18 protein-coding genes and 2 pseudogenes are annotated in these 21,692 nt (G+C 54.9%); 5 read left to right on the forward strand and 15 right to left on the reverse strand.

All coding sequences use genetic code 11. From position 1 onward, the window contains the following. From FEZ61_RS23825 to FEZ61_RS23860, 8 genes and pseudogenes are all read right to left on the reverse strand, one after another. Positions 1-199 (reverse strand): annotated as a pseudogene (locus FEZ61_RS23825) (IS21 family transposase); the annotation flags it as partial. 124 nt (positions 200-323) lie between these two features. Next, a pseudogene (locus FEZ61_RS23830) lies at positions 324-2,900 on the reverse strand (DEAD/DEAH box helicase family protein); the annotation flags it as partial. Continuing rightward, on the reverse strand, positions 2,901-4,370 hold the full coding sequence (locus FEZ61_RS23835) for a restriction endonuclease subunit S (RefSeq protein WP_145156340.1): 1,470 nt from the start codon (positions 4,368-4,370) through the stop codon (positions 2,901-2,903). Continuing rightward, the gene (locus FEZ61_RS23840) at positions 4,367-6,343 is read right to left on the reverse strand and encodes a class I SAM-dependent DNA methyltransferase (RefSeq protein ID WP_070746558.1); all 1,977 of its coding nucleotides are present in this window, start codon (positions 6,341-6,343) and stop codon (positions 4,367-4,369) included. Before FEZ61_RS23840 ends, FEZ61_RS23835 begins: the two co-directional genes overlap by 4 nt. Positions 6,344-6,570: 227 nt before the next feature. Beyond that, positions 6,571-7,851 (reverse strand): site-specific integrase, encoded by a 1,281-nt coding sequence (locus tag FEZ61_RS23845; protein WP_169311241.1) that lies wholly within the window; start codon positions 7,849-7,851, stop codon positions 6,571-6,573. Positions 7,852-7,880: 29 nt separating this feature from the next. Then, a complete protein-coding gene (locus tag FEZ61_RS23850) occupies positions 7,881-8,210 on the reverse strand; it encodes a hypothetical protein (protein WP_123789211.1) in 330 nt (109 codons plus the stop codon). A gap of 53 nt (positions 8,211-8,263) precedes the next feature. Continuing rightward, the gene (locus FEZ61_RS23855; RefSeq protein WP_023083569.1) at positions 8,264-9,208 is read right to left on the reverse strand and encodes a hypothetical protein; all 945 of its coding nucleotides are present in this window, start codon (positions 9,206-9,208) and stop codon (positions 8,264-8,266) included. After that, positions 9,201-11,303 carry a site-specific integrase gene (locus FEZ61_RS23860; RefSeq protein ID WP_023083570.1) on the reverse strand — a complete coding sequence of 701 codons (2,103 nt, stop codon included), beginning with the start codon at positions 11,301-11,303 and terminating at the stop codon, positions 9,201-9,203. Before FEZ61_RS23860 ends, FEZ61_RS23855 begins: the two co-directional genes overlap by 8 nt. A gap of 342 nt (positions 11,304-11,645) precedes the next feature. Between FEZ61_RS23860 and FEZ61_RS23865 the strand changes: the two genes are divergently transcribed. After that, the gene (locus tag FEZ61_RS23865) at positions 11,646-12,626 is read left to right on the forward strand and encodes an IS5 family transposase (RefSeq protein WP_007158801.1); all 981 of its coding nucleotides are present in this window, start codon (positions 11,646-11,648) and stop codon (positions 12,624-12,626) included. A gap of 51 nt (positions 12,627-12,677) precedes the next feature. Here FEZ61_RS23865 and FEZ61_RS23870 read toward each other — a convergent pair whose 3' ends face one another. Then, a complete protein-coding gene (locus FEZ61_RS23870) occupies positions 12,678-14,825 on the reverse strand; it encodes a site-specific integrase (RefSeq protein WP_173150580.1) in 2,148 nt (715 codons plus the stop codon). Between the two features lie 74 nt (positions 14,826-14,899). Next, a complete protein-coding gene (locus tag FEZ61_RS23875; protein ID WP_346342876.1) occupies positions 14,900-15,727 on the reverse strand; it encodes an integrase arm-type DNA-binding domain-containing protein in 828 nt (275 codons plus the stop codon). A 406-nt stretch (positions 15,728-16,133) separates the two neighbouring features. Between FEZ61_RS23875 and FEZ61_RS23880 the strand changes: the two genes are divergently transcribed. From FEZ61_RS23880 to FEZ61_RS23890, 3 genes are all read left to right on the forward strand, one after another. Then, entirely contained in the window at positions 16,134-17,126 is a 993-nt protein-coding gene (locus tag FEZ61_RS23880) for a DNA-binding protein (RefSeq protein ID WP_145156170.1), read from the forward strand. After that, on the forward strand, positions 17,123-17,605 hold the full coding sequence (locus FEZ61_RS23885; protein ID WP_017638805.1) for a hypothetical protein: 483 nt from the start codon (positions 17,123-17,125) through the stop codon (positions 17,603-17,605). Before FEZ61_RS23880 ends, FEZ61_RS23885 begins: the two co-directional genes overlap by 4 nt. Before the next feature lie 361 nt (positions 17,606-17,966). After that, complete coding sequence (locus FEZ61_RS23890; RefSeq protein WP_132833192.1) at positions 17,967-18,260, forward strand: hypothetical protein; 294 nt, start codon at positions 17,967-17,969, stop codon at positions 18,258-18,260. A 157-nt stretch (positions 18,261-18,417) separates the two neighbouring features. Here the strand turns inward: FEZ61_RS23890 and FEZ61_RS23895 are convergent, their stop codons facing one another. The 4 genes from FEZ61_RS23895 to FEZ61_RS23910 all read right to left on the reverse strand — a co-directional run bounded on the left by FEZ61_RS23895 (position 18,418) and on the right by FEZ61_RS23910 (position 20,365). Continuing rightward, on the reverse strand, positions 18,418-18,651 hold the full coding sequence (locus FEZ61_RS23895) for a hypothetical protein (protein WP_169854975.1): 234 nt from the start codon (positions 18,649-18,651) through the stop codon (positions 18,418-18,420). Between the two features lie 107 nt (positions 18,652-18,758). Then, complete coding sequence (locus FEZ61_RS23900; RefSeq protein WP_017638802.1) at positions 18,759-19,013, reverse strand: type II toxin-antitoxin system Phd/YefM family antitoxin; 255 nt, start codon at positions 19,011-19,013, stop codon at positions 18,759-18,761. A 545-nt stretch (positions 19,014-19,558) separates the two neighbouring features. After that, complete coding sequence (locus tag FEZ61_RS23905) at positions 19,559-20,107, reverse strand: PBECR2 nuclease fold domain-containing protein (RefSeq protein WP_017638801.1); 549 nt, start codon at positions 20,105-20,107, stop codon at positions 19,559-19,561. Positions 20,108-20,134: 27 nt separating this feature from the next. Further along, positions 20,135-20,365, reverse strand: a complete 231-nt coding sequence (locus FEZ61_RS23910; RefSeq protein WP_017638800.1) for a hypothetical protein — start codon at positions 20,363-20,365, stop codon at positions 20,135-20,137. Positions 20,366-20,425: 60 nt separating this feature from the next. Here FEZ61_RS23910 and FEZ61_RS23915 point away from each other — a divergent pair, with 60 nt between their 5' ends. Continuing rightward, a complete protein-coding gene (locus tag FEZ61_RS23915) occupies positions 20,426-20,833 on the forward strand; it encodes a hypothetical protein (protein ID WP_132833191.1) in 408 nt (135 codons plus the stop codon). 1 nt (position 20,834) lies between these two features. Here the strand turns inward: FEZ61_RS23915 and FEZ61_RS23920 are convergent, their stop codons facing one another. Beyond that, positions 20,835-21,686, reverse strand: coding sequence for a universal stress protein (locus FEZ61_RS23920; protein WP_017638799.1), 852 nt, complete (start codon positions 21,684-21,686; stop codon positions 20,835-20,837). Between the last annotated feature and the right edge of the window lie 6 nt (positions 21,687-21,692).

The following is a 21,692-nucleotide window of genomic DNA, read 5'->3' on the forward strand; positions in this document are numbered from 1 at the left end:
AATCGGCTTTTAGCGCCTGCTCTAGCGTGACGTGAAAAGGGCTGAGTTTGTTAAAGATCGCGCGGCGTTGGTAGACCGGCGGCTTGGCCTCAGGTGCTCTGACCCACTTGCGAATCGTGTTGCGCGCCAACCCGGTGCGCTTGGCTATCTCATGCAGCGACAGCTTGTCGCGGAAATACATCCGGCGGATTTTGCCCATCATTTCCATACTGATCACCCTGTGTTCTCCTGCTCAAAAATTGAGCAGAAGCAGTTGAACACCTGGGTCAGTTTTCAGTCGGCAGAACAGCCTCTACTGGGTCAGTTTTCGGTCAGCGGCAACACTGCAGGTTCTTCTTGAACAGGTCGAGCTGATCCACCTGCTCGCCGGCTTCCTTCACGGCTGCTTCGGCCTTTTTCACGCCGGCGCTGTCGCCGTTCTGCTCGGCGACACGCTTGAACTCCAGCGCATGCTGGCGTGATTCCTGGGCCAGCTTGTAGCGCTTGGAGAAGCGCTCCTTGGCCGGCGCGCAGTAGTAGCTGAGCTTGCTGGCAGCGGCCTTGGGGTCGAAGAAGGCCAGCGCAAACGCCGCCACTTCCTCCCAGTGGTAAATGCCCTCGGCATCCAGCTTCTTCTGCAGGTCATAGATGAGCTGCGGGTCGGTCACGTCAGTCAGCTCGGCCTTGGTGTAGTACGGCAGAAAGGCGTCGAGAATGTCCTGGGCGTCGTTGAAGAAGTCGAGGATGAAGGTGGGTTTGCTGTCGCCGAAGGTGCGGTTCAGCCGCGACAGGGTTTGCACGCAGTCCACGCCCTGCAGCTTCTTGTCCACGTACATCGCGCACAGCTTGGGCTGATCGAAGCCGGTCTGGTACTTGTTGGCGGCGATCATCACGTTGAAGTCCTGGGTGTCGAAGGCTTCCGCCAGGTCGCGCCCATTCAGGCCGGGGTTGAGCAGGCTGCTGCTTTCCGTCACTTCTTCGGGGATCACGCCATCCGGCAGCACACTGCCGGAGAAGGCCACCAGCGGGTGCACATCGGTGTAGCCCATCTGCTTCACATAGGCCTGCACTGCCAACTGGTAACGCACTGCTTCCTGCCGGCTGCTGGTGACCACCATGGCCTTGGCCTGGCCGCCCAGCAGGTGGCGGATATTGGCGCGGAAGTGTTCGACGATCACCTCCACCTTCTGGCTGATGTTGTACGGATGCAGGCGCACCCAGCGCGCCAGTTTCATGCGCGCCTTCTTCGAGTCCACTTCCTCGTCGTCGCCGTCCGGGTGGGCGATCTTCCAGGCGGTGCTGTAGGTGGTGTAGTTCTGCAGCACATCAAGGATGAAGCCTTCCTCGATGGCCTGACGCATGGAGTAGAGGTGGAACGCCTCGGGCTTGTTGTCGGCGCTCGCCGGCAGCGCCGGGTTGGCCGGGCGGCCGAACAGCTCCAGGGTCTTGGCCTTGGGCGTGGCGGTAAAGGCGTAGTAGCTGATGCGCTCGTTGGGCGCGCGGGCGGCCACGGCGGCGTCCAGCAGCTCTTCGGCGCTGATCTCTTCGGCGTCCGGCGCATCGCTGCCGAGAATCTGCTTCAGCTTGCTGGCCGATGAGCCGGTCTGCGAGGAATGCGCCTCGTCGGCGATCACCGCATAGCGGCCGCTGGCCAGCTTGGGGTATTTGTCCAGGGCATCGAACAGCGCCGGAAAGGTCTGGATGGTGACGATGATGATGCGCGTCTGCTCGGCCAGCGCCTCGGCGAGTTGCTCGGACTTGCTCTGGTTGCCGATATCGCGGGTGATGCACTTGACCACGCCCTGGGCATGCTCGAACTGGTAGATGGTGTCCTGCAGCTGCTTGTCCAGCACGGTACGGTCGGTAATCACGATCACCGAGTTGAACAGCCGCTGGCCCTCGGCATCGTAGAGCGAGGCCAGTTGATGCGCCGTCCAGGCAATCGAGTTGGACTTGCCGGAGCCCGCGCTGTGCTGGATCAGGTAACGCTTGCCCGGGCCTTCGGCACGGGTGGTCTCGATCAGTGTGTTGACCACTTCCCACTGGTGGTAGCGCGGGAAGATCATGGTTTCTTTGGTGACGCGCTTGCCGTCGGCATCCTCTTTCACGCTCTTCTGCAGGTGCAGGAAGCGGCCCAGCACCTTGAGCCAGGCATCCGGCTGGAACAGGCGCTGCCACAGGTAGCCGGTGGCGTACTGGCTGTCATCCGGCGCAGGCGGGTTGCCGGCGCCGCCGTCGAGGCTGCCCAGGTTGAACGGCAGGAAGAAGGTTTCCTTGCCGGCCAGCTGGGTGGTCATCGCCACTTCATCCTGGCTCACGGCAAAGTGCACCAGCGCGCCACGTTTGAAGGTCAGCAGCGGCTCGGGTTTGCGCGTCAGCGGGTCTTTTACCGGGCGGTCGTAGCGGTACTGGCGCTTGGCGTTTTCCACGCTCTGCTTGAACTCGCTTTTCAGCTCCAGCGTGGCAACAGGAATGCCGTTGACGAACAGCACCAGATCCAGACGGGGGTTGTATTCCCCCTCGCGGAAGTGAGGGGAATAAGACACCTCCGGCACCACGCGCAGGCGGTTGCACTGGTAGCGCTTGAGGGTGTCCGGGTTCATGCCGTGGTCGGGTTTGAAGCTGCACGCCTCGACCTTCACTCCCGGCAGTTTGAAGCCGTGGCGCAGCACATCGAGGGTGCCGTCCTGCTCCAGCTCGCGCACCAGTTTCTGCACCAGCACGGCGTCCGGGTTATTCGGGTTGGCCTTGGCGAACTTGTCCCAGCGCTCCGGCCAGGCGTCTTTGAAGTAGACGAGAAAGTCCTCGGTATACAGCGCCGTGCGCCGGTCAAAGCCGCTGGCCGGGCCGGTGAGCCAGCCCTGGGCGACCATGGCGGTGATGATGTCCTGCTGAAACTGGGCTTCCTTGCTGTCCGCCATTTATACGGCCTCTGCTACTGCTGTTTCGGGGGCTTGGGCGCTGGCTGGAGGCTGCCAGCCGCGTACGTCGATTTTGCCGGTAACAGCGGCAGAAATTAGGGCAGAGCGGCGCTCTTGAAGAAGTCCTATCGTGCCTCGGCACTCTGCAAGCAACGAGTCAAATTGTCCGGTTTCACTGTTGAGGTAATCAGCAATTAGTTTTTGTTCTTTCTCCGGTGGCATTGGCACCACGAGACCACGAATATCCTCAACGTTCACTCGCTTGAAGGTCGAACCAATCATCAGGTTATCAAGCTGAACGGTTACTACCGGGGAGCGCAAAACGGCCTGCAAGTAATCACTAGAAAGCCATTGGTATTGTTTTTTCAGCACACACACGTCTTGACCCATGGCAAAAGGAGGATGCCAATTAGCGACTTGCGCGACCTCACCAACCGTTGCGTTACGGCTGAATATTAAATCGCCTGCGACAAGCTCTCGGCCACCCTCAATAAGCTGCCGATAAAATACTTCCGTGGTCTGCTTTGCGTTATCGAGATCGACGTAACGACTCTGCACTTCACGAATGCTCGCGAGAGGGATGCCTTCGTCCACAAACTCAGCAGTGATGTGCTTACAGTCTGTTACTGACCAGAACCTTTTCAGGCCAGCCACCACCCAATGCGCCGGCACCTCACCCAGCCACTCCACGCCGGAGTCTTTCATCGGTGCAGTGGGGTCGAGGCCTTTGGTGACGGCGTGGGAGATCACGGCCTGGCGCTTTTCCTTGAGCAGCTCGATCAGGCGCTGCTGCTCTTCGATCAGCGCGTCGATGCGGGCGGTTTCGTGGTCGAGGAAGCGGGCGATTTGGGTTTGTTCGGCAACAGTTGAAACAGGTAAAAGGATTTCGCCAATCAAGGTTCCGTTTAAATTGGCAAGCCCAGTTGTCGAGTTTGAAAGCAAGTCCAGTTGAGCTCTAGCCAGCTCATTGTTCATGACATACCAAGCCAGTTTCGGAGTAAAGCTTGAATTGACCCTCAGCCTCTGCATGAAATTTCCATAGCAGCAGCCCTGTTTAGCTATATCAGCCGTTACCAAAGTCGTTTTGCCAATGTGCAAAGAGCTTCCACTGGACTTCGTTACTACCAAATCGCCCTCAATAAGAAGCGCACTAGCTCTTTCCTTGGCGCTAAGGTTCCGTGGAGCGGGGTCGGTAAGCTTCCAGTTTCCGTCTACGGTTTGATCCGTAGAACGCAAAACTAAAGTGTCACCTTCGCCCGTGGGGTCATCTCCCCAAACACCGCCGTCGTTACTGTCGAGCAACCACTTGAACGGTTTAACCTCCCAGGCTGCTGGGACTTCACCGATCCAAGGCACCCTTGAGTCCTTGTACGCCGGATACTTTGGAAACGTACTCGGGCTTTCCCTGCCCTCTCCCTGCGGGCCAACGGCTGCGCCGTTGTTCAAATTTGTTCCAGACAAATTTGTCATGCTGACAGCCCCTCGATCATCAGCTTTATGCGGTCAGTGCAGGCTTTCAGGTCGCGGTCGATCTCGGCCAGCGGACGCGGTGGCTGGAACACGTAGAAGTGGCGGTTAAAGGGGATCTCGAAGCCGACCACACCGACTTCGCCGTCCTGCGCATCCGTCTTGCTCTCGTCGATCCAGGCATCCGGCACATGGGGTTTCACTTCGCGCTCGAAGTAGTCATACACCGACTCGCCCAGCGGCACGTTCTCGTTGTCGCGCAGCCCGGCATCGGCTTCCGGCTGGCCTCTGACCAGGCAGATATCCGCTTCCGGGTCACGCTCACTCAGGGCGTTGAGGATGGCCTTCAGCTCCGGCGTGCTGGGGGATACGTCGTGAGCGTTGAGCGCCTTCTTCAGCAGCTTGCTGAACTGCTCGCGGTTGCGGTGCAGCACGCTGGCGTCCATGGATTGCAGGGCTTCAATCAGGCGCTGGCGGGCCGGGGCTTCCATCTTCTCGATGGCTTTTTCTTCCAGCACCTTTTCAATGCGTTCGGGGCTGGTCTGGAAGTTCAGGCGCAGCGGACGCTCGACAGTGATGCGCCGGTAGCCGAAGGCTTCGACAGGGAAGATCTTGCTCTGTGGGGTTTCCTCGAAGCGGCCATACAGGCGCACCAGTTCATCGATTTGGTCTTCGGTGAGGTACTGGCGCTTGCTGCCCAGCGACTTGCGCATCTTGGCAAAGTGCTGGCTGCCATCAATCAACTGCACCTTGCCCTGGCGGGCGGCGGCTTTGTGATTGCTCAGCACCCACACATAGGTGGCGATGCCGGTGTTGTAGAACATGTCGGTGGGCAGGGCGATGATGGCTTCGACCAGATCGTTCTGCAGCAGGTAGCGGCGAATCTCCGACTCGCCCGAACCGGCGCCACCGGTAAACAGCGGCGAGCCGTTGAGGATGATGCCGATGCGCGAGCCGCCTTCACGCGGGTCACGCATCTTGCTGACCAGGTGCAGGAGGAACAGCAGCGAGCCATCGGACACGCGCGGCAGGCCGGGGCCGAAGCGGCCGTTGAAGCCCTTTTCGCTGTGCTCGTCGGTGATCTGCTTCTGTACCTTCTTCCACTCCACACCGAACGGCGGGTTGCTGAGCATGAAGTCGAAGCGGCTGTCGGCCAGTTGGTCGTCGGACAGGGTGTTGCCCAGCTTGATGCTGGTGACGTCCTGGCCCTTGATCAGCATGTCCGCCTTGCAGATGGCATAGGACTCGGGATTGAGCTCCTGGCCATGCAGCGACACGGTGACCTGCTGGCTGATGGACTGGATGTACTCGTCGCCCTCGGAGAGAAAGCCACCGGTGCCGGCAGTCGGGTCGTAGATGGTGACGATGCTGTTGGGCTTGAGCTTGTCGTCCTGCCCGGTGATCACCAGCGAGGTGGTCAGGTGCACGATATCGCGCGGGGTGAAGTGCTCCCCGGCGGTTTCGTTGGAGCTTTCCGCGAACTTGCGGATCAGCTCTTCGAAGATGATGCCCATGCCGAAGTTGCTGATGCGCTCGGGGCTCAGGTCGGTGGCGGCAAAGCGCTGCACCACCTGATACAGCAGGTTGGCGGCGGCGAGCTGCTGCACGAAGTCTTCAAAGTGGAAGTGCTCGAAGATCTCGCGGGCGTCCTTGCTGAAGGACTGCACGTAGCTCATCAGGTCGGCTGCGGTCTGGGTGTCGGACAGCGTGCCCAGGGTCAGCTTGGAGGCATTGAAGAACTGCTGCCCGGCAGCGCGCAGCAACAGGCGCTCACGCACCAGGTCAGGCCGGCCTTCCTGCGCATAGGACTCACGGATCACCGCTTCCCTGGTCGGCTCCAGCACACATTCCATGCGGCGCAGCAGGGTGAACGGCAGGATGATGCGGCCGTACTGCGACTGCTTGAAGTCACCGCGCAGCAGGTCGGCAATCGACCAGAGAAAGGCGGCGGTCTGGGAATGGTTTTCTGTGTTCACGCAGCTGCTCCTTGAAAGGCGTGCAAAGCGCCGAGTGTAACTGAAGAGGGGCAGGCGAAATCACTTCGAACCCAAAGCCGTTGGCGTTTAAAGCGCTGATGCGTCCAGACCTATCTACAGAGGCAAGTCAGCCGGCGGCACCTTCCCGATTTGTCCTGACCGTATGCACTCCCATATCGACGTGTCCAGAGCTGCTCACCAAGAAGGCAGCATGTCTAGTGCCTGTTCTATACCACAATCTCAGAGTAATTATGTCGGTCTAAAATAGCGGACAAACCAGCATCAACGCGCGAACGATGAAGATCAGTCAGAAGATTGTCGTGCACATATCGGTTGACTAGATGAACATAGTATTCAAGTGTAGTTCTAACATCAGTGTGGCCCAGCATTTTCCTGAGATCTTCGTCGAGCGCTGCATCGTAAACAAAACTCCTTCCAAGTCTATTCTGGGCTTTCAACGCCTCATAAACAAAATATGTCGCACAGGTGTGCCTGAGCATTCGTGCATTGAATCGTATGGCTTTAAAATCAGTAGCGCTCTCGGAGTTCTTCGCTGCAGAAACCACCTTGCTAAAGTTATAACCAAGCATTCCATGAGTAACAACATCACCACGAGCGGAAAGAAACAAGTCGCTATTCCTTGGTGGAATGCCATGCTTAGCCTCATATAGCTTCGCTCGTTGCCGCCTTAAGGGTAAATAATACTCGCAAATAACTCTCCACAGCTTCCCTGGAAAGTCTATGGAGCGCCATTTTCCCTTGGACCTAAAATAATAATAGATCGCGCCATTATCTAACCCTTCTGGGTACTCACCCTCATCATAAGGAATGAATCCATAATTTTCATTTCTCCCTCGGTAAGGCAATTGAAAAAGATCAATCGGTCTAAGCCCGGTAATTCGTATGATCGCTGCGATAATTTGATAAACAGGATCATTCAACACGCTGAGAGCTATTTCATAATCAGTTTGCCTTACAAATTTCTGCATTTCTCGTTGATGCATTGCTGGTCTACCACTGGGCAGATTAAATCCCAAGGTAGTAACTTTAACCACTGGGTTGATATGGGCCAGGAGTTTCTGGTCTTTCAGCATGTATCGGATATCAGTCCTACTGATATCCAAATAGTGTTTATAGCCCTGCTTTTCGGCCCACTGATAGAAGCTCCAGACCCTTGCCGCAATGTGATACATGGTTTTGTGAGACGGACCATCAGGAAGCGCATCCGTTGGAGATGCTATGTGAACAAGGAAGGCATCAAAAACATCCTCATCCACCAACTGCCAGTTCTGCGCGCCAAATACAACTTCAGCCCCTTCGATTGGGCTATCGTCCAACCACTGCAAAAACCTTCTCAGGATATTCGCATAGTTTCTTGTCGTTTCATCACTCCTTGAACGTATCTTCGAGACAGCCATCGCCCACATGGTCGGTGCTTCAAGGACGTTATGATTATCATCAAAATAAATCCCTACGCGCTCTCGCATATAGCCAGAGTGGCTGGCCAAACCGTTTCCAAAATGAAGGATACACATAACTATTTTGGCCTCGACAAGGGGTACACCACAAGCGAATTAGAAACTTCATTTAAATAGTCATTAAACTTACAAAGCGAAGCAGACAAATCTCCTAACCGCTGCTCTAATTCTTCATCATGAGTTAAACCATTTTGGTGAGCACAATTGGCATCCGCACTGCGCCCATAAAGAACACCATGCGCTCTTAATTCGGACTCAAGATCACGAAGCAGAGTTACTACCTGTGAGTTTTGATAAATTATGCTTCGCTGAATCCCACACGCTTCAACCAGCTTTACTCTTGAAAGCCTAGTCATATCTGCTGAAACGAAATCAGCCCAGTCTCCCATGCGACGTCGCTCTTCAACAAACGATTGGAAACGCTTTAGACCATTCACTGATTTCAAGCCAAGATGATTGAGTCGAAATTTTCGCTGAATTGTATTTCTTCGAACCGCGCAGCCACAACTTTGATGGATGAAATATTCAATTCAAGAGCCGCACCATTGAACTGTTTTTCGGCCCTAGAGATACAGGCATCAAGGCCTAGACTAAATCGAACACAGTGCACAGGCGCGTTAAATTCTTTCCTAACCCTAGAAACTAACAAATTCCGAGTTGAAACTGTATCACTTGCCCCACTGACATATAAGGATACGCCTGGAGTAGGTGGCTTGTGATTATCAATCCAAGATGACTTGCCGCACATTGGAAGACCACACATTATGTAGACTGCGGTAACAAGTGAAGATCGATTCTGACTAGATAACGAATCCAGTTTCTCCAAAAAACTCAGAATGGCCTCAGAATCTGAGCCTGCATTAGGCACTTCCAAAATAATCTTTGAAGTGATAAATCCTGATACCGCAGGAGTTAATGATTCAGCAAGAGCCGCCTTGAGATCTGCACGTAGGATTGCGTTCTGATTCTTCTGATGAGTTAGCTCTTGAAGGAGCTTAGCCTTCTCAACTTGCTTAGCAGGCTTTTCACTAGCCAACGCAAAGTAATATTGTACCCTGTCGATCAACTGATTATATGTGGTGCTAGCGCGCTCCCTTAGTAGGGCTAACTGCTCCTCCAACTCTTTCAGTCGATGATGTATTTCTTGAGTATTTTTGAGTGGCTTTTTGACATCCTCACTTGAATCCTTTGTATAAACCCCAGAATGAGTTGTTCCTTTTATGACTTCTCTGACCTTCACCCAGTCAGGATCATGCTTTTGATTGATTGTTGCACGACCGACACCAGATAATTTAGAAACTTCCATCACTGATAACTTTTTTCGGCCGTCGCTTTGGAGCGCTGAAATAGTCGCATACACCCGATTGAGGAGATCCTGCTTAGCCATGCGCTACCTGCTTTAGGAAATTATGTGCTTCATCCCCTACAACCTCGTGAAGTCGCTTAAAGGCTTCAGCGATACGCCTCTGCGAATATTCCTTCTGAGTCGCTCCACAGTACCTATGCTTAATCATATTATCGTGGAAAATTATCTCATTTTTTAATGATGGAACATTGGCCTCGACAAATGCAGCATATCTACAATTATATGGGTCACACGCAAACAAGTTTGGATGAAGCCTCGACCCAGGGCTATCATTCTTAGCATCACAAGGTGACTCGCTGGAAAGACCCGGCGTTCGCATACAGATTGCAAGATTCGTTCTATGCAGAAGCTTCACACCTTCATCAAGCAAAGAGGCGACATACTGACTTAAACTCTCTTTTCCCGCGTTTTGCAATTTAGCCCTGAGTATTGGAGACGAATTAGCAGTCTTGGCCAACCTTTTGCCGCCAATGCCCCCAATTTGACCAGAAATTACACCTTGCAAAACCTCGACGAGAATTTCCGTATTTTCTTCAATCAACGTAGCTTTGACTTCATCGTTCATGCCTGGTAAAGAAAGGATGTACCTTAACGTCATTTTTAAGCTGCGGTGAGAAAAGAGGCGTTTAATAATTTCAAGATTCCGCGAATCTTGATGAATTATATAAAGGGCAAGTGACTTCCGAAAACGATGTGGGTGTACTCTATAATCAATACCCAGGTTGTTTGCCACTCGATTGCAAGCTCGCTCTACCACAGTGGACTGCGGAGTGTTTCCAAAACTTAACTTTGGTATCTTGACAAACAGATAGTCGTGATTACCGTAAGCACGAGCATCCCGCCCTATTTCAATTATTACTTCAATTGCGTCAGCAGCAATTTTTGGGATAGGTATTGTTTTAATGTCGCCCTGTGACGAAATGGAGGTTTTGAAAACAGTATAAGTAAGCCAATAACCCTCAGACTTAAACGAAAGACAATCCACCTTAAGACCAATGACCTCTGATCGGCGCATCCCAGTAAGACATAGAAGAAGCACGATACACGCATCGATCAGAGAGACAACAACGCTAATCACAGCAGTTTGATTTATATACTCCCCCTCATCATTCTCATGCGTTCTTTCCTTGATTTCTATTCCCCACCAGGGAATACCGCTATCTAGTAACTTAGGTTTATAAGCCCTAAATCTTTTAACTCCCTCAACGGACGCCGTTGACACACCAATATTCATCGCGGCAAGCTTTCCGGGGTTCTCAAAAGCACCTACTATGGTTGGCGCAAAATTTTTATACAGCCAAAGGACGTCATCACTATAGTTTTCAACAAACCCCACACAGTATCTAAATATTTCTGCATAGTCATCGAGCGGAATGGGTTCGAAAGGTCGAGAGGACTCGTCGTATTCTCTTCTATATTTGGCGACAAGCTCTTTAGTTACGTATGAATCGTATAGTGAGTACTCTGACGGAAGCATACCCATCGATGACACGCCCTGCCAGAAGGACATTAAGTAACAGAATTCCCACTTAATCCCAGATGTGGGCAGCGACTCTATATAGTGCTCCACACTCGACTTGGCCAAATCATTCACCGTCCTAAAATCTGGTGAATTTTCCGAACCTAAATATAGACCTTCGGCTTGAAACAACCCGACAAGTCTTAATACTTTTGTTTTATCTGACTCAAGAGATGTATAAGCATTAATGCGACCATGAATTCCGAAGTGCGGTACACGGTAAAATAGTAGCGCCCTAGCAATATTCACCCAATGTTCGTGACCTACTCCACAAACATTCACGCCATACATATTCACATAATCAAAATTGATACGTATGGGAAATCCATTAGGGGAGGGGTAATCCCCAAAATCCCAAACCGGATCGCCGAAAGAGCTTCTAGGACTTACCCTAATATAACTCCACTCGTTCTTATCAATTCTGGAAAGATTGAGTAAATTTATACTATCGCAAATGATCCCAAGTGAAGAGTCGCCACTCAGAATCTCATCATCTTCTTCAGTAGCGATAGGCTCTGACTCTTCCTCGTGACAACCCAGTCCATTCCTTATTTCTTCTAAAACGGCTTTTATTTGGTCACGTGTTGGAGTTGTCATGAGAGCCCTATCATTGTCAATGGCAGTGCAAAATCGTTATGTACTGATCGATCTATTGCCTCAGCAACCTCAATCGGATCCCCCCAGCCCTCTAGAACCCCCTTCCACGCTAAATACTCAGCGCGATAGCTTTTCTCCCATTCTAAGGGATTTAACCGCTCCCTCAGACCGTCAAGGTCGGAAATTCTTCTTGCAATAAAAGGTAATGCTTCTTTGAAGATCACACACTGTGAGCATAACGGGCAACGATTGAAGTAGTTGCAAGGCGTATCCGTCCTAAGGAATCTCCGAACAAGTCCTCAAATGTGGTGAAATCCGCCTACCCCCCGATCCGAGCCACCCATGAGCCAGATGAGCTTTTCCGATTTCGAATATGCCGGCAAGCGCAAGCAGACACGCCGCGAACGCTTCCTCGCCGAGATGGATCAGGTCGTGCCCTGGGCAGGTCTGCTGGGCCTGATCGAGCCGTTCTACCCCAAGGCCGGTGGCGGTAGAAAACCTTATCCTCTGGACACCATGCTGCGCATTCATCTGCTGCAAAACTGGTTCTCCTTGAGCGACCCGGCCATGGAAGAAGCGCTCTACGAAATCACACCCATGCGCCAGTTTGCACGCCTGACCTTGAGCGCCCCGATACCTGAAGACACCACGATCATGAACTTCCGGCACCTGCTGGAAAAGCACCAACTGGCCCCTGCAATCCTCGCGGTCATCAACGGTTATCTGCAGGAAAAAGGCCTGTCTCTGCGCCAGGGCACCATCGTCGATGCCACCATCATTCACGCCCCTTGCTCGACCAAGAACGAGGAGGGAAAGCGCGATCCCGAGATGCATCAGACCAAGAAAGGCAATCAATACTTCTTCGGGATGAAGGCGCATATCGGCGCCGATGTCGAGTCAGGACTGGTTCATCATGTTCATGGTACGGCGGCCAATGTGGCCGATGTCACGCAGGTCGCCGAACTGTTGCATGGCGAAGAAAATGCGGTCTTTGCAGACGCTGGATACACCGGTGTCGAGAAGCGTGCAGAGCATGAAAATCGTGACGTCATCTGGCAAATCGCGGCGCGGCGCAGCACCTATTCCAAGGTGGGTAAACGCAGCGTGCTCTACAAGGCCAAGCGCAAGATCGAGTACTGCAAAGCTCAAACACGGGCCAAGGTCGAGCACCCGTTTCGAGTGATCAAGCGTCAGTTTGGTTACGTGAAAGTGCGCTTTCGTGGGCTGGTCAAAAACACGGCTCAGCTGACCACGCTGTTCGCTCTTTCAAATCTTTGGATGGTTCGAAAACAGTTGATGGGTATGGGTGAGTTGCGCGCATAACACGGAAACCCGGGCGGAAATGCCCTCGAAACACGCTGCATCAGGCCATTTTCAGCGGAAAGCGCTGATTGCTGAGTGAATTTTCGGCTTGCCGCTGCCGCGCGGCAAGTTGTTCGGAGCATCCCTAAGAAAACTTTCAGCGCCTGGCCAATCTGGTCGTCTTGAATTTAGACAACTTGCAATGAATGTCTGACCTTCCGGAGAAAGCAACTGTATTACCGAATCTTCAGAAGAATTCAGCCTGCCGACTAATGGTGCAACAACTGACCGTAGTTTTTCTTTGCTACCGCAGCGTAGAGTGGCTTCACGCAGCTCAACCAAAGACACATCTGTAAGAAGATTTGCTGAGTAACGCCTAAAATCTTCTTCATGCTTTCTCTGAATCTTTCTTAGACGCCCATTTAATATTTCTGCCGACCCCCAGTCACTATCATAATGATTCACTGTGGTATCGATATCCGAATGCCCCATCATTGTCGAAACTTCGTCTATATCTAAACCCTGTTCTCTCCGTCGAGTTTCGTAAGTAGTTCGAAGACGTTTCGTTTCAATTCTGGGGGATTTGGTATCCGTATCCAATTTTATGCGGTGGCGATGTAGAAACTCCGTTGATGCGTGCCCAAAATTCGTAGTGGTCACCGGCGTGCATAAGCGGCCAAACTTATTCCACAGATTCTTCGAAATGACACACTGAAATAATTTACCCTTTAAATAATGAGGCGACGAGAAATGCTTGGTTACTTCAGCGGCAACAAAGCGCAAGATCTGATACGTGCCAAACTTATCTCGCTTGTTTGATCTATGCATTTGGCTTTTGTTGGACCGTCCCTTGTACCCATAAATAATCACATAGTCATCATCCAGAAGGTCCTCCTCAATGTGGTCGTCTAGGTTATCGCTTATCGATACCACGACCTCAAAGTTCCAGCCCGTCTGCAACATCACGAAGAGAAAGAATGGGAATATAGTTCCCATTGTGAAGGCTACTCTGCTGAAGTATGCCATTTGACCTACTTCATAGGGTAGGTGCTCTGGCCCAACCTTCATATACATCAAGGCCGACCGTAATCTTTTTTCCAGCGTAGAATATTTTTTGTTTGTTCCGTGAGCGGTGTTTTTACTCCACTCAGTGGAAAAGAGATGTCCAGCTTCCTCGAAGCTCACTTGCATAGGCCAATCAGGATAAAGTCTTCCTACATTTGCAGTTGCAATTCGCCCAGATTCTTCTCGATCACAGCCATACACCATCCCCCGTTCACTGACCTCAGTACCAACTACAGGGCGACCTTTAGCCGCCAGTTCATGGGCGCGGGCTCGGTAAATGCCCAGAAACCTCTCTATACTTATTCCATTTGCCCGTATGTATTCTTTAACATCTCCAGTGGAGCGTATAACCCACTCAAACCCTTTAATGTGTGTCGCCTTGATTGACCCGTTGGATCTTTTAGTTTGCTCTTTTACAACCAGATCAAACATCAAGTTTTCTAATGAAAGATCGTATGCCAGAATTGGCTTCTCGCCTTCCACTACACTGTTGTAACTCTCCATCCACTTCATAATAAACTTAATATCGATCAGGCATCCCTCCACAAGCTTATTATGAATCTCCCTGCTGTATCCTTCTGTTATTTGCTCGTTCATCCCCGGTCCAGTCGGCCATTCAAACCCTTTGCCGACCCAGCCCTGCCCTTTATATTTATTTTTCAACGAAAGGAAGATATTTTTTAATGCGCCGTATCTTTTTCTATTTACGGTGCGACCTGGATACGAACGAATTAGAAATGACCTAAAATTCACGCATACCTGCCCATCGACATCAGCAACACCTTTGACTGATTTATTGATCGGCTCAGCGCTGTTAAGAAACAGCACAAACTCTTGAATTGAGTAATAGATGTCTTGATGGGATTGATATGTGATCAATCTCTTTGCGGAATGGAGCTGCGCACCTATAAGTAACTGCTGGACAATTAATTTATGGTGCGGATACTCAGTGACAAGATCTGTGAAGTCACGGACGTATTCCCTTGTGCCAGTAGTCTTGTTTCGGACAAGCAACCCTTGAGCTGAAACATCGACTTGTCCCCTAGCAGTGCTTCTTTCTTGAATCGCTTGGGGGGTGTTTTCTGGGAGCTTTCGCTGGAGGGTCGGTCGTTCTCGCGACTCAAGTGCAGACTTGGAGAAAGGCTTGCGAGGCATCTGACGTCCATTTGGATGGGTCTCTAGCCAGCAGTATCAAGGATAGCTAGACACTCTGGCCATACATTTCTTTGTCAACGATAACGGTTCGTCAGGGGCACGATATGCTCCTTGTCTCGCTTCATGCGTTCCGCCGGGATGGTCCAGCGTCTTGCGTCGAAGTCGAACTCCGCCCACCGTGCCTCGCGAACCTCGGCATTGCGCAGTGACGTGAGGATCAGCAGCTCCGCCGCACGGGCGGCTGGACCGTCCAGGGAATCCAGGCGATGCAGCACGGATGGACAGCTTTCCGCCGGCGCCGCTGGATGGTGCGTGACATTGCGATCGTGGCGCGGCAGCAGCTTGTCGAGGTGGCCACGCCACCGAGCCGGATTGGCGCCTTCGCGAAACCCCAGTGCCTGGGCGGCATCGAGCACCGACTCGATGCGGTTGCGGATGCGCGCGGCGGTGACCTCGATCTTGTCCCAGATCGGGCGGAGCACCTGCAGCACCAGGTCGGTATCGATCTCGGCGACCGGCCGGCGACCGAGTACCGGGAAGACATAGCGTTCCATGGAGCTGACCCATTGACGATGGTGGTCATGGCTCCACGAAGCACCGTGGGTGGTGATGTACTGCCTGGCCAGGGTCTCGAAGAGGTCGGGTCCCGCGGCCGGCGATTGAGCCGCAGGCGATCGCCGGCCCGGTAACTCAGGCGTCCCCTCCGCGATCTTCAGTCGGCGCCGGTCCGCTTCAAGCCGGGCCTGCTTCAACGATACCGCCGGATAGCCACCCAGCCCTACGTCATACCGCTGACCTCGGAAGGAAAATCTGAAGATCCAGCGTTTGGCCCCGGTCTTGGCCACACGCAGGATGAGGCCGCGGCCGTCCTGGTAGACGCCTGGTTCGGATAGCTCTTTCACCTGCTTCGGTAGCAACTGGCCCACGGTAACTCTCCACATCGACCGCCGAAGGCTATCACCCAATCCTGCGTATGCAACTACCCGAACCTCTAAAAACTGAGTCGTACAGTACGGGGATATTATATCCCCGTACTAGGTCTACGGAAGCCGCGTCATAGCTGAGATGTGTCTTGTTTATATTGGTCAGAGCCCACAATGAGCCCCACACGGCTGAGGCGGCCGCGATTCCAGGTTCAGCTTCTGACCAGTGTTGATCCGCGCATCTCTCACGGGCTACCGACGCTCAAAAGCGACAAACGCTCGCAAACGTTAGCTAACGTTAGGAACTAACCGAACATACCTAACCTTATTGTTTGTTAGTTGTGTTTGGCATTACTATGCTGTTTTCCATTACCCGGAGGCGGCCATGGCTGAACGTAAATTTACAGACGCAGAGGTCATCGCCGCCGGCGAGCAGCTGCTGGCAGGTGGGCGCAAGGTCAATGGCTGGGCGTTACGGACTACCCTCGGCGGAGGCCGCCCCGAAACGCTCCTCAGCGTCTGGCAGCGACACCACACTGGGGTACCGGGTGGGGCCATTCCAACCAGGCCGCTGCCGGAGGAAGCTACGGCCATTATCGAAACCGCAGTCGCCAAGCAGACCAAGGCAATGCAGGACGCTCTGGCCGGTGCCCTTGACTTGGTAGCGGCTGCGGCGCGCAAAGAGGTTGTGCTGGAGCTCGAGCAGGCGCGGCAGGAGATCGCCCGCCTGGAGGCTGAGCAAGACGATGCCAGCGGCGTGCTCGAAGGCCTCGAGGCCGATCAGGAGCGCAGTCAGCAGCAGATGGACGGGTTGGCCAGCGAGCTTCAGCTGAAGGACAGCCAGCTCAGTGCTATGGCTGAGGAGAACGCCAGTCTCGCCGAGCGGCTTGCCGAGGCAGAAGGGCAGGCGCAACTAGCTCGGGACCAGCTCGCCGAGAGCCAGGCTGAGCTGAGCCTGGCGCTCGCCCAGAAGGCTTCCGTAGAAGCGGCGAGCGCAGAGCATCAGCGTTCTGCTTCCGCAGCTGAGGAGCGCCTTGCTGATACCCAGGTCGAGCTCCGCGAAATGCGCAATCGGCTTGCCATCGCTCGCTCCGAGGCTGATAGCGCCGCGGGGCAAATCCAGGAAATGGAGCGCACGCGCGCCCAGGATCTAGAGATCCTCGCAGAGCTGCGGGTGGAGAATCGCGCCCTGGGTGACAAGCTTGCTCGGGCCGACGCCGGCCGGGAAGCCGCGGAACGTTACTTGGAGCGCGTGCAGAAAGACAGCAGTACTCGAATCGCAGCATTGGAGCGCCAGCTTGCCAAAGCGGCTTCGAAGCCGGCTTCAAGGGGCACCGGTAGGGCACCCCGGGCAGCTAGCCCTGCTTCCGGGGAATGACCGTGGCCGAGCAGTTCGAGGGCTTCCACGTTTACGGCGGATCTGCCGCGCTGAAGTTCGAGGTGGTGCTGAATCAGGCGCAGGAAACCGTGCTCGCAGTGGACGGCGCCGGGCGCAAAGGATCCAGCGAAAAATTCGACTGGTCCGAGAAGCTGACGCTCCAGATTACGCCTCGCGAAATGCCGGCGTTCATGTGTTGCGTCCTGGGAATTACGGCAACGTTCGAAGCGCGCAATCACGGCGCCGCCGGCGACAAAGGGCTGACCCTGGTTAACCAGCCTGAGCGCGGTGTGCTCTACCTTCGCCTGCTCCAGCAACGCCAATCGATCAACGTGCCGATCACCCCGGACAAGGTCTTCCATCTTGGTGCCCTGGGCATCCGTGTGCTGGCCAAACAAGTTCATCTGGACGTACCGACATGCCTGGCGATGTTGCGGGGCACGGCGGGGCGATTGCTGGTAGCGCCAGGACGCGAGTAATCCACCAGCTCGAGCTGCACGTAGCATCTGCTGCAGAAAAGCACCTCAACCGCGATTTACGCGAGGCGTCGAACGGTCCGCTTCGCTGGGCGCTGGCTATCCAGATCCAGCGTCATAGCATCACCCTGGCCATGACAGCTGGATCGGCAGTAGTCGGCACTTTCCTGTGGCTTTGGGGCTGAGCCGAACCGGTGTTCATCGACGAGCGCTTCTTGGCCACGTTCTACGCGAGGTTTCCGCCCTTTCCAGGCATGAACTGCTCATATCAGAGCGCTGGTGGCAGAGACAATGGCCGTCAAGCGAGCGGCGTTCGCCCCGTCTCGGGTAGACATGCCTGGGCTCTGCACTATGGAGTGGTCTCTTGAAACCCATACCTATGAAGCGAGAGAGCTACGTCGTCCGTAACTGGCCGTGGCTCGGCCTGCTGCTGTTGGTCCTATTCATCTGCACGTTCGGTTGGTTCACACGCGGCCTCGATCCTGCACCGGTTGTTGAGGTGCATCCAGGCTGGTATGGCTTCGTAGTTGCTGAGCTGCTTGGCCTATGTGCGCTCGAGGCGCGAGCAACTGATACTGCGTCCGCCCGGGTGATCAGCCGCCTTGCCATCGGCGGCGTAGGCGTGGCCATTGTCTGGATGTGCTTTTTCGCCGGCTAAATGGAGATGACGGGACGGCTCCGACCTGCTGAGCGCTGGCAGGTGTGTCAGCCTCTTGCACGGCGCCACCGGCCCCCCTGTGGATCACCGGTACCCCCAGTTGCGGGGCACTGCTGGCCGACTACGGATCGCCGCGAGTGGCGAGTATCGGTACGTCTCAACCTGTGAGCAGGTGCCGATACAGCAGCTCTTGGATGTCCTGCCCATCACGGAAGATGGCGAGCACGACGGTTTCGCGCCGCGCCTCGTCGACCAGATATCCCGCTCGATAGCCAGACTTGGAGATCTCGCGATACCTGGTGATACCAAACTCGGCACCGGCGGCGGCAATCGGGTGAGCGAGAGGGGACTTCCGGAGCTCGATGGCGACCTCGTCAACGACGCTGGTCATCTTTGCAACTGCGTCGGGGCGAGAAACCGATTTTGCGAGGTGGTGCACCTGGTCATGCGCGCAGGTCCTCGCCGAAGCGCTGAACCGGACCTGGAAAGCCCTGGCTGTCATTTGCTATCGCCCCCGAACCGCTGTTGCAGGCCTTCTTTCAGCTGCTCGGATGATATGTGCTTGCCACCCTCGTACTCCTTGGATCCCAACGCCAACAGCTTGACCAGGGCGATGGACTCATCGCGGCGGACACGATCCGCATAGGCCTCGATCACATAGGCTGGCTTGCCATTCTGGGTAACAATCATTGGCTCAGTGAGCTCAAGATCGGCCGCATTCTTTTTCAGGTAGCTGATTGTTTCGACTCGCATTGATAGATCCCAATGTTCACTGCAATGCGGCCCACTCTATCGTTTATCGGCCCAAATTAGAACCAAATATGGTCCTATTCTTTCGGCGATGCATTCTTGTGTCAGGGCTGGAGGCATTTCCGGCACCGCTGCGCAGCCCTGCGCTGGCCGGCAGAACTTGGTGCTGCTGCGTCGACCTCGATCGTCAGTTGCCGCCCGCGCCGCCGCGCGGCGCAGGCCGACCGACAGGACCTGGTGCAGCTGCAGACCCAGTTCAACCTCGATCACCAGACGTCTCCGGTGCCTAGACCGCGTAGTGCGGTGATGCATTCTCGCGTTGACTGTCATAATCTGGGGAGCAGATTGCAATCAAAGGCGTCCATCACGACTGTTTGACGAGGGGGTCATTGATGCGTAATATGATTCACAAGAGCGCGAAACCAGCTGCCCCGCAGCGGCTATAGCTGGCGTAGGAACCTCGTTGATAGTTGCGGTATCAGCGTCAGGTGAGACCTCTTCATCCTGGTCTGAGGATGCAAATATCAGGCAAACACTCTTAGGGCAGCTCATAGCTGCCCTTTTTCTTTGCTCTCGATTTCATATCGGCGGAACAAGAGCTCACCATGACGATGCTTGTTCATCGACCTGGCGTCGCTATGCATGAAGTTCCAGAGCAACAGCCCATCTTTCACAGTCACGACCACAAGCATCTGATTCTTGGCCTCATATGCCCCGATGAAGGCCAGCCGGTAGTCGTCATTGGTATAGAGCACCTTCCAGACCTCGAACGGGCCGGTGAGGGTATCCAGGGCATAGCCAACATACCTCTCCCTGGCATCCGCGCGCTTCTCGACGATGTGGGGAAGGCTGTCCCGTAGAATCCGCACAGCACCTACAGGCGTAGTTACATCCACAGAGGTGACTCCGCCAGTAAACCCAAATTGAGTAGCTATGCACTCAACCGCATCGTCAACAGTTGCTGCTGGCGCTACTAGCTCAGGAGCTAGCGCCCTAAGCTCGCGGGTAAGGGAGCGAAGGTCCGGTAGCTGGTGCTCCTTCCAAGTCTGCTGGCCTGAAGCCTCACGGATCATCATCCGGGGCGTTTCAGCCGACATTGCCAGCTCCAAACTTCAATGACGGCATCATTCGGTTGGCCTATTGATCGCCTCGACAATAGCTTCACAGGGACCGACGATGCGTCTGATTAGGGCCTCTAGTTCGGCAATTTTCTGGTTGGCGACCTCTAGCCGGGCTGTATTACGAACCCCTAAGTTGGCAGCCTGGATGATTGCCTTAGAGGCTGTTTTCTCTCCGGTCAGAGCAGAAAAGGCCTCGATTTCCTCATCGGTAACGTTACGAATAGTCAGCGCCATGACTCAATATATCCTGATAGCAAAGTCGCGTATCAATGCGGATCTGGTGGGGAGTATTGATTGCATTTTAACGTTTTTGATAGCAAAAAGGTATTCAGAAAGACTACTTTCACGCGTAATAGCTCGCGGGGCTTGATCACCGGGTGGCGCAAGATCCGCCGCGCTGGACCGCAGGACCTGGCGCAGATGCAGATTCTTGCTGCCCCCGATCATCCACTGCAGCTGGCGCCGCTGCGCGGTCTGGAATGGCCGGCGGGACCTGGCGCGGCTGCAGATCCTGGTCTGCCCCTATTACCAGCTACAGCCGGCGCCGCTGCGCGGCCCGGCTTGGCTGGGCATGGCCGGAAGCGCAAGGTGCAGCTGCAGACCTTGATCGACCTCAATCACCATTGGCTAGCAAGTCTCGCCATCCGCCGATCCGAAGTAATGGATGCGGCGGATCGTAGCTATCAAGCAGCTTCGTGGTAAGTCACGCGCGAAGTACCAGGGTGGTGATGTCGGTGTGACGCAGCATGTGAGAGGTCTGGCTGCCCAGCAGGAAGCGCCTGGCGGCAGAATGGCTGTAGGCGCCCATCACCAGCAGGTCGGCCCGAGTGGCATGCACCCGGTCGGGAATCGCCTCCTCCGGATGCCCGGCGACGAGATGCGTCGTCACCGTGCTGCCACAGGACCTCAAGAGATCCGCAGCGGCTTCCAGTCCGGCCAGCCGGGCCGGGGTGGTGTCGCCGACCTGCAGGATCTCGCCCTCGAGCCCCGACAGCAGCAGACTCTTGGCGACGCGCAACAGACCCTGGTGAGTGGTTTCGCTGCCATCGTAGGCGACCAGAAAGCGCCGGGGCTCGATGAAATCGGCAGCGCAGACCAGGATGGGCTTGTGCAGCATCCGCACCACCGTTTCCAGCTGGCTGCCGATCCCACGGCTGCCGGAGTGCTCACCGCGCTTGCCGATCACCAGCACGCCCAGCTCGGCCTCCAGTTCGCGCAGGGTATCCGCCAGATAGTCATGGCGCTGAAGCGTCGTCGGAGCCGTCGCCACCCCCCGCGCGTGCAACCGCTGCAGGGCTCCGGCCAGCAGCGCCTCGCCGTCGGCCCGCGCCAGGCGGGCACGCTGCTCGTCCAGCCGGGCCAGCGCTTCGAGCAGGTGCTCGCGCGAGCCGAGGCCGATGGCGCCGCTGGTGTCAGGTGAGGTCGGATAGAGGCTGCGTTCCAGGACGTGCAGCAGGGTGATGGGCAGCGCCAGGCGGTGGGCCAGCCAGGCACTGTGGTCGCAGACACTGCCCGCCAGGGGCGAGCCGTCGATACAGGCGATGATCTTGCTCATGGGTGT

Source organism: Pseudomonas sp. MS15a(2019) (assembly GCF_013277805.1).
Classification (GTDB): Bacteria; Pseudomonadota; Gammaproteobacteria; order Pseudomonadales; family Pseudomonadaceae; genus Chryseomonas; species Chryseomonas benzopyrenica.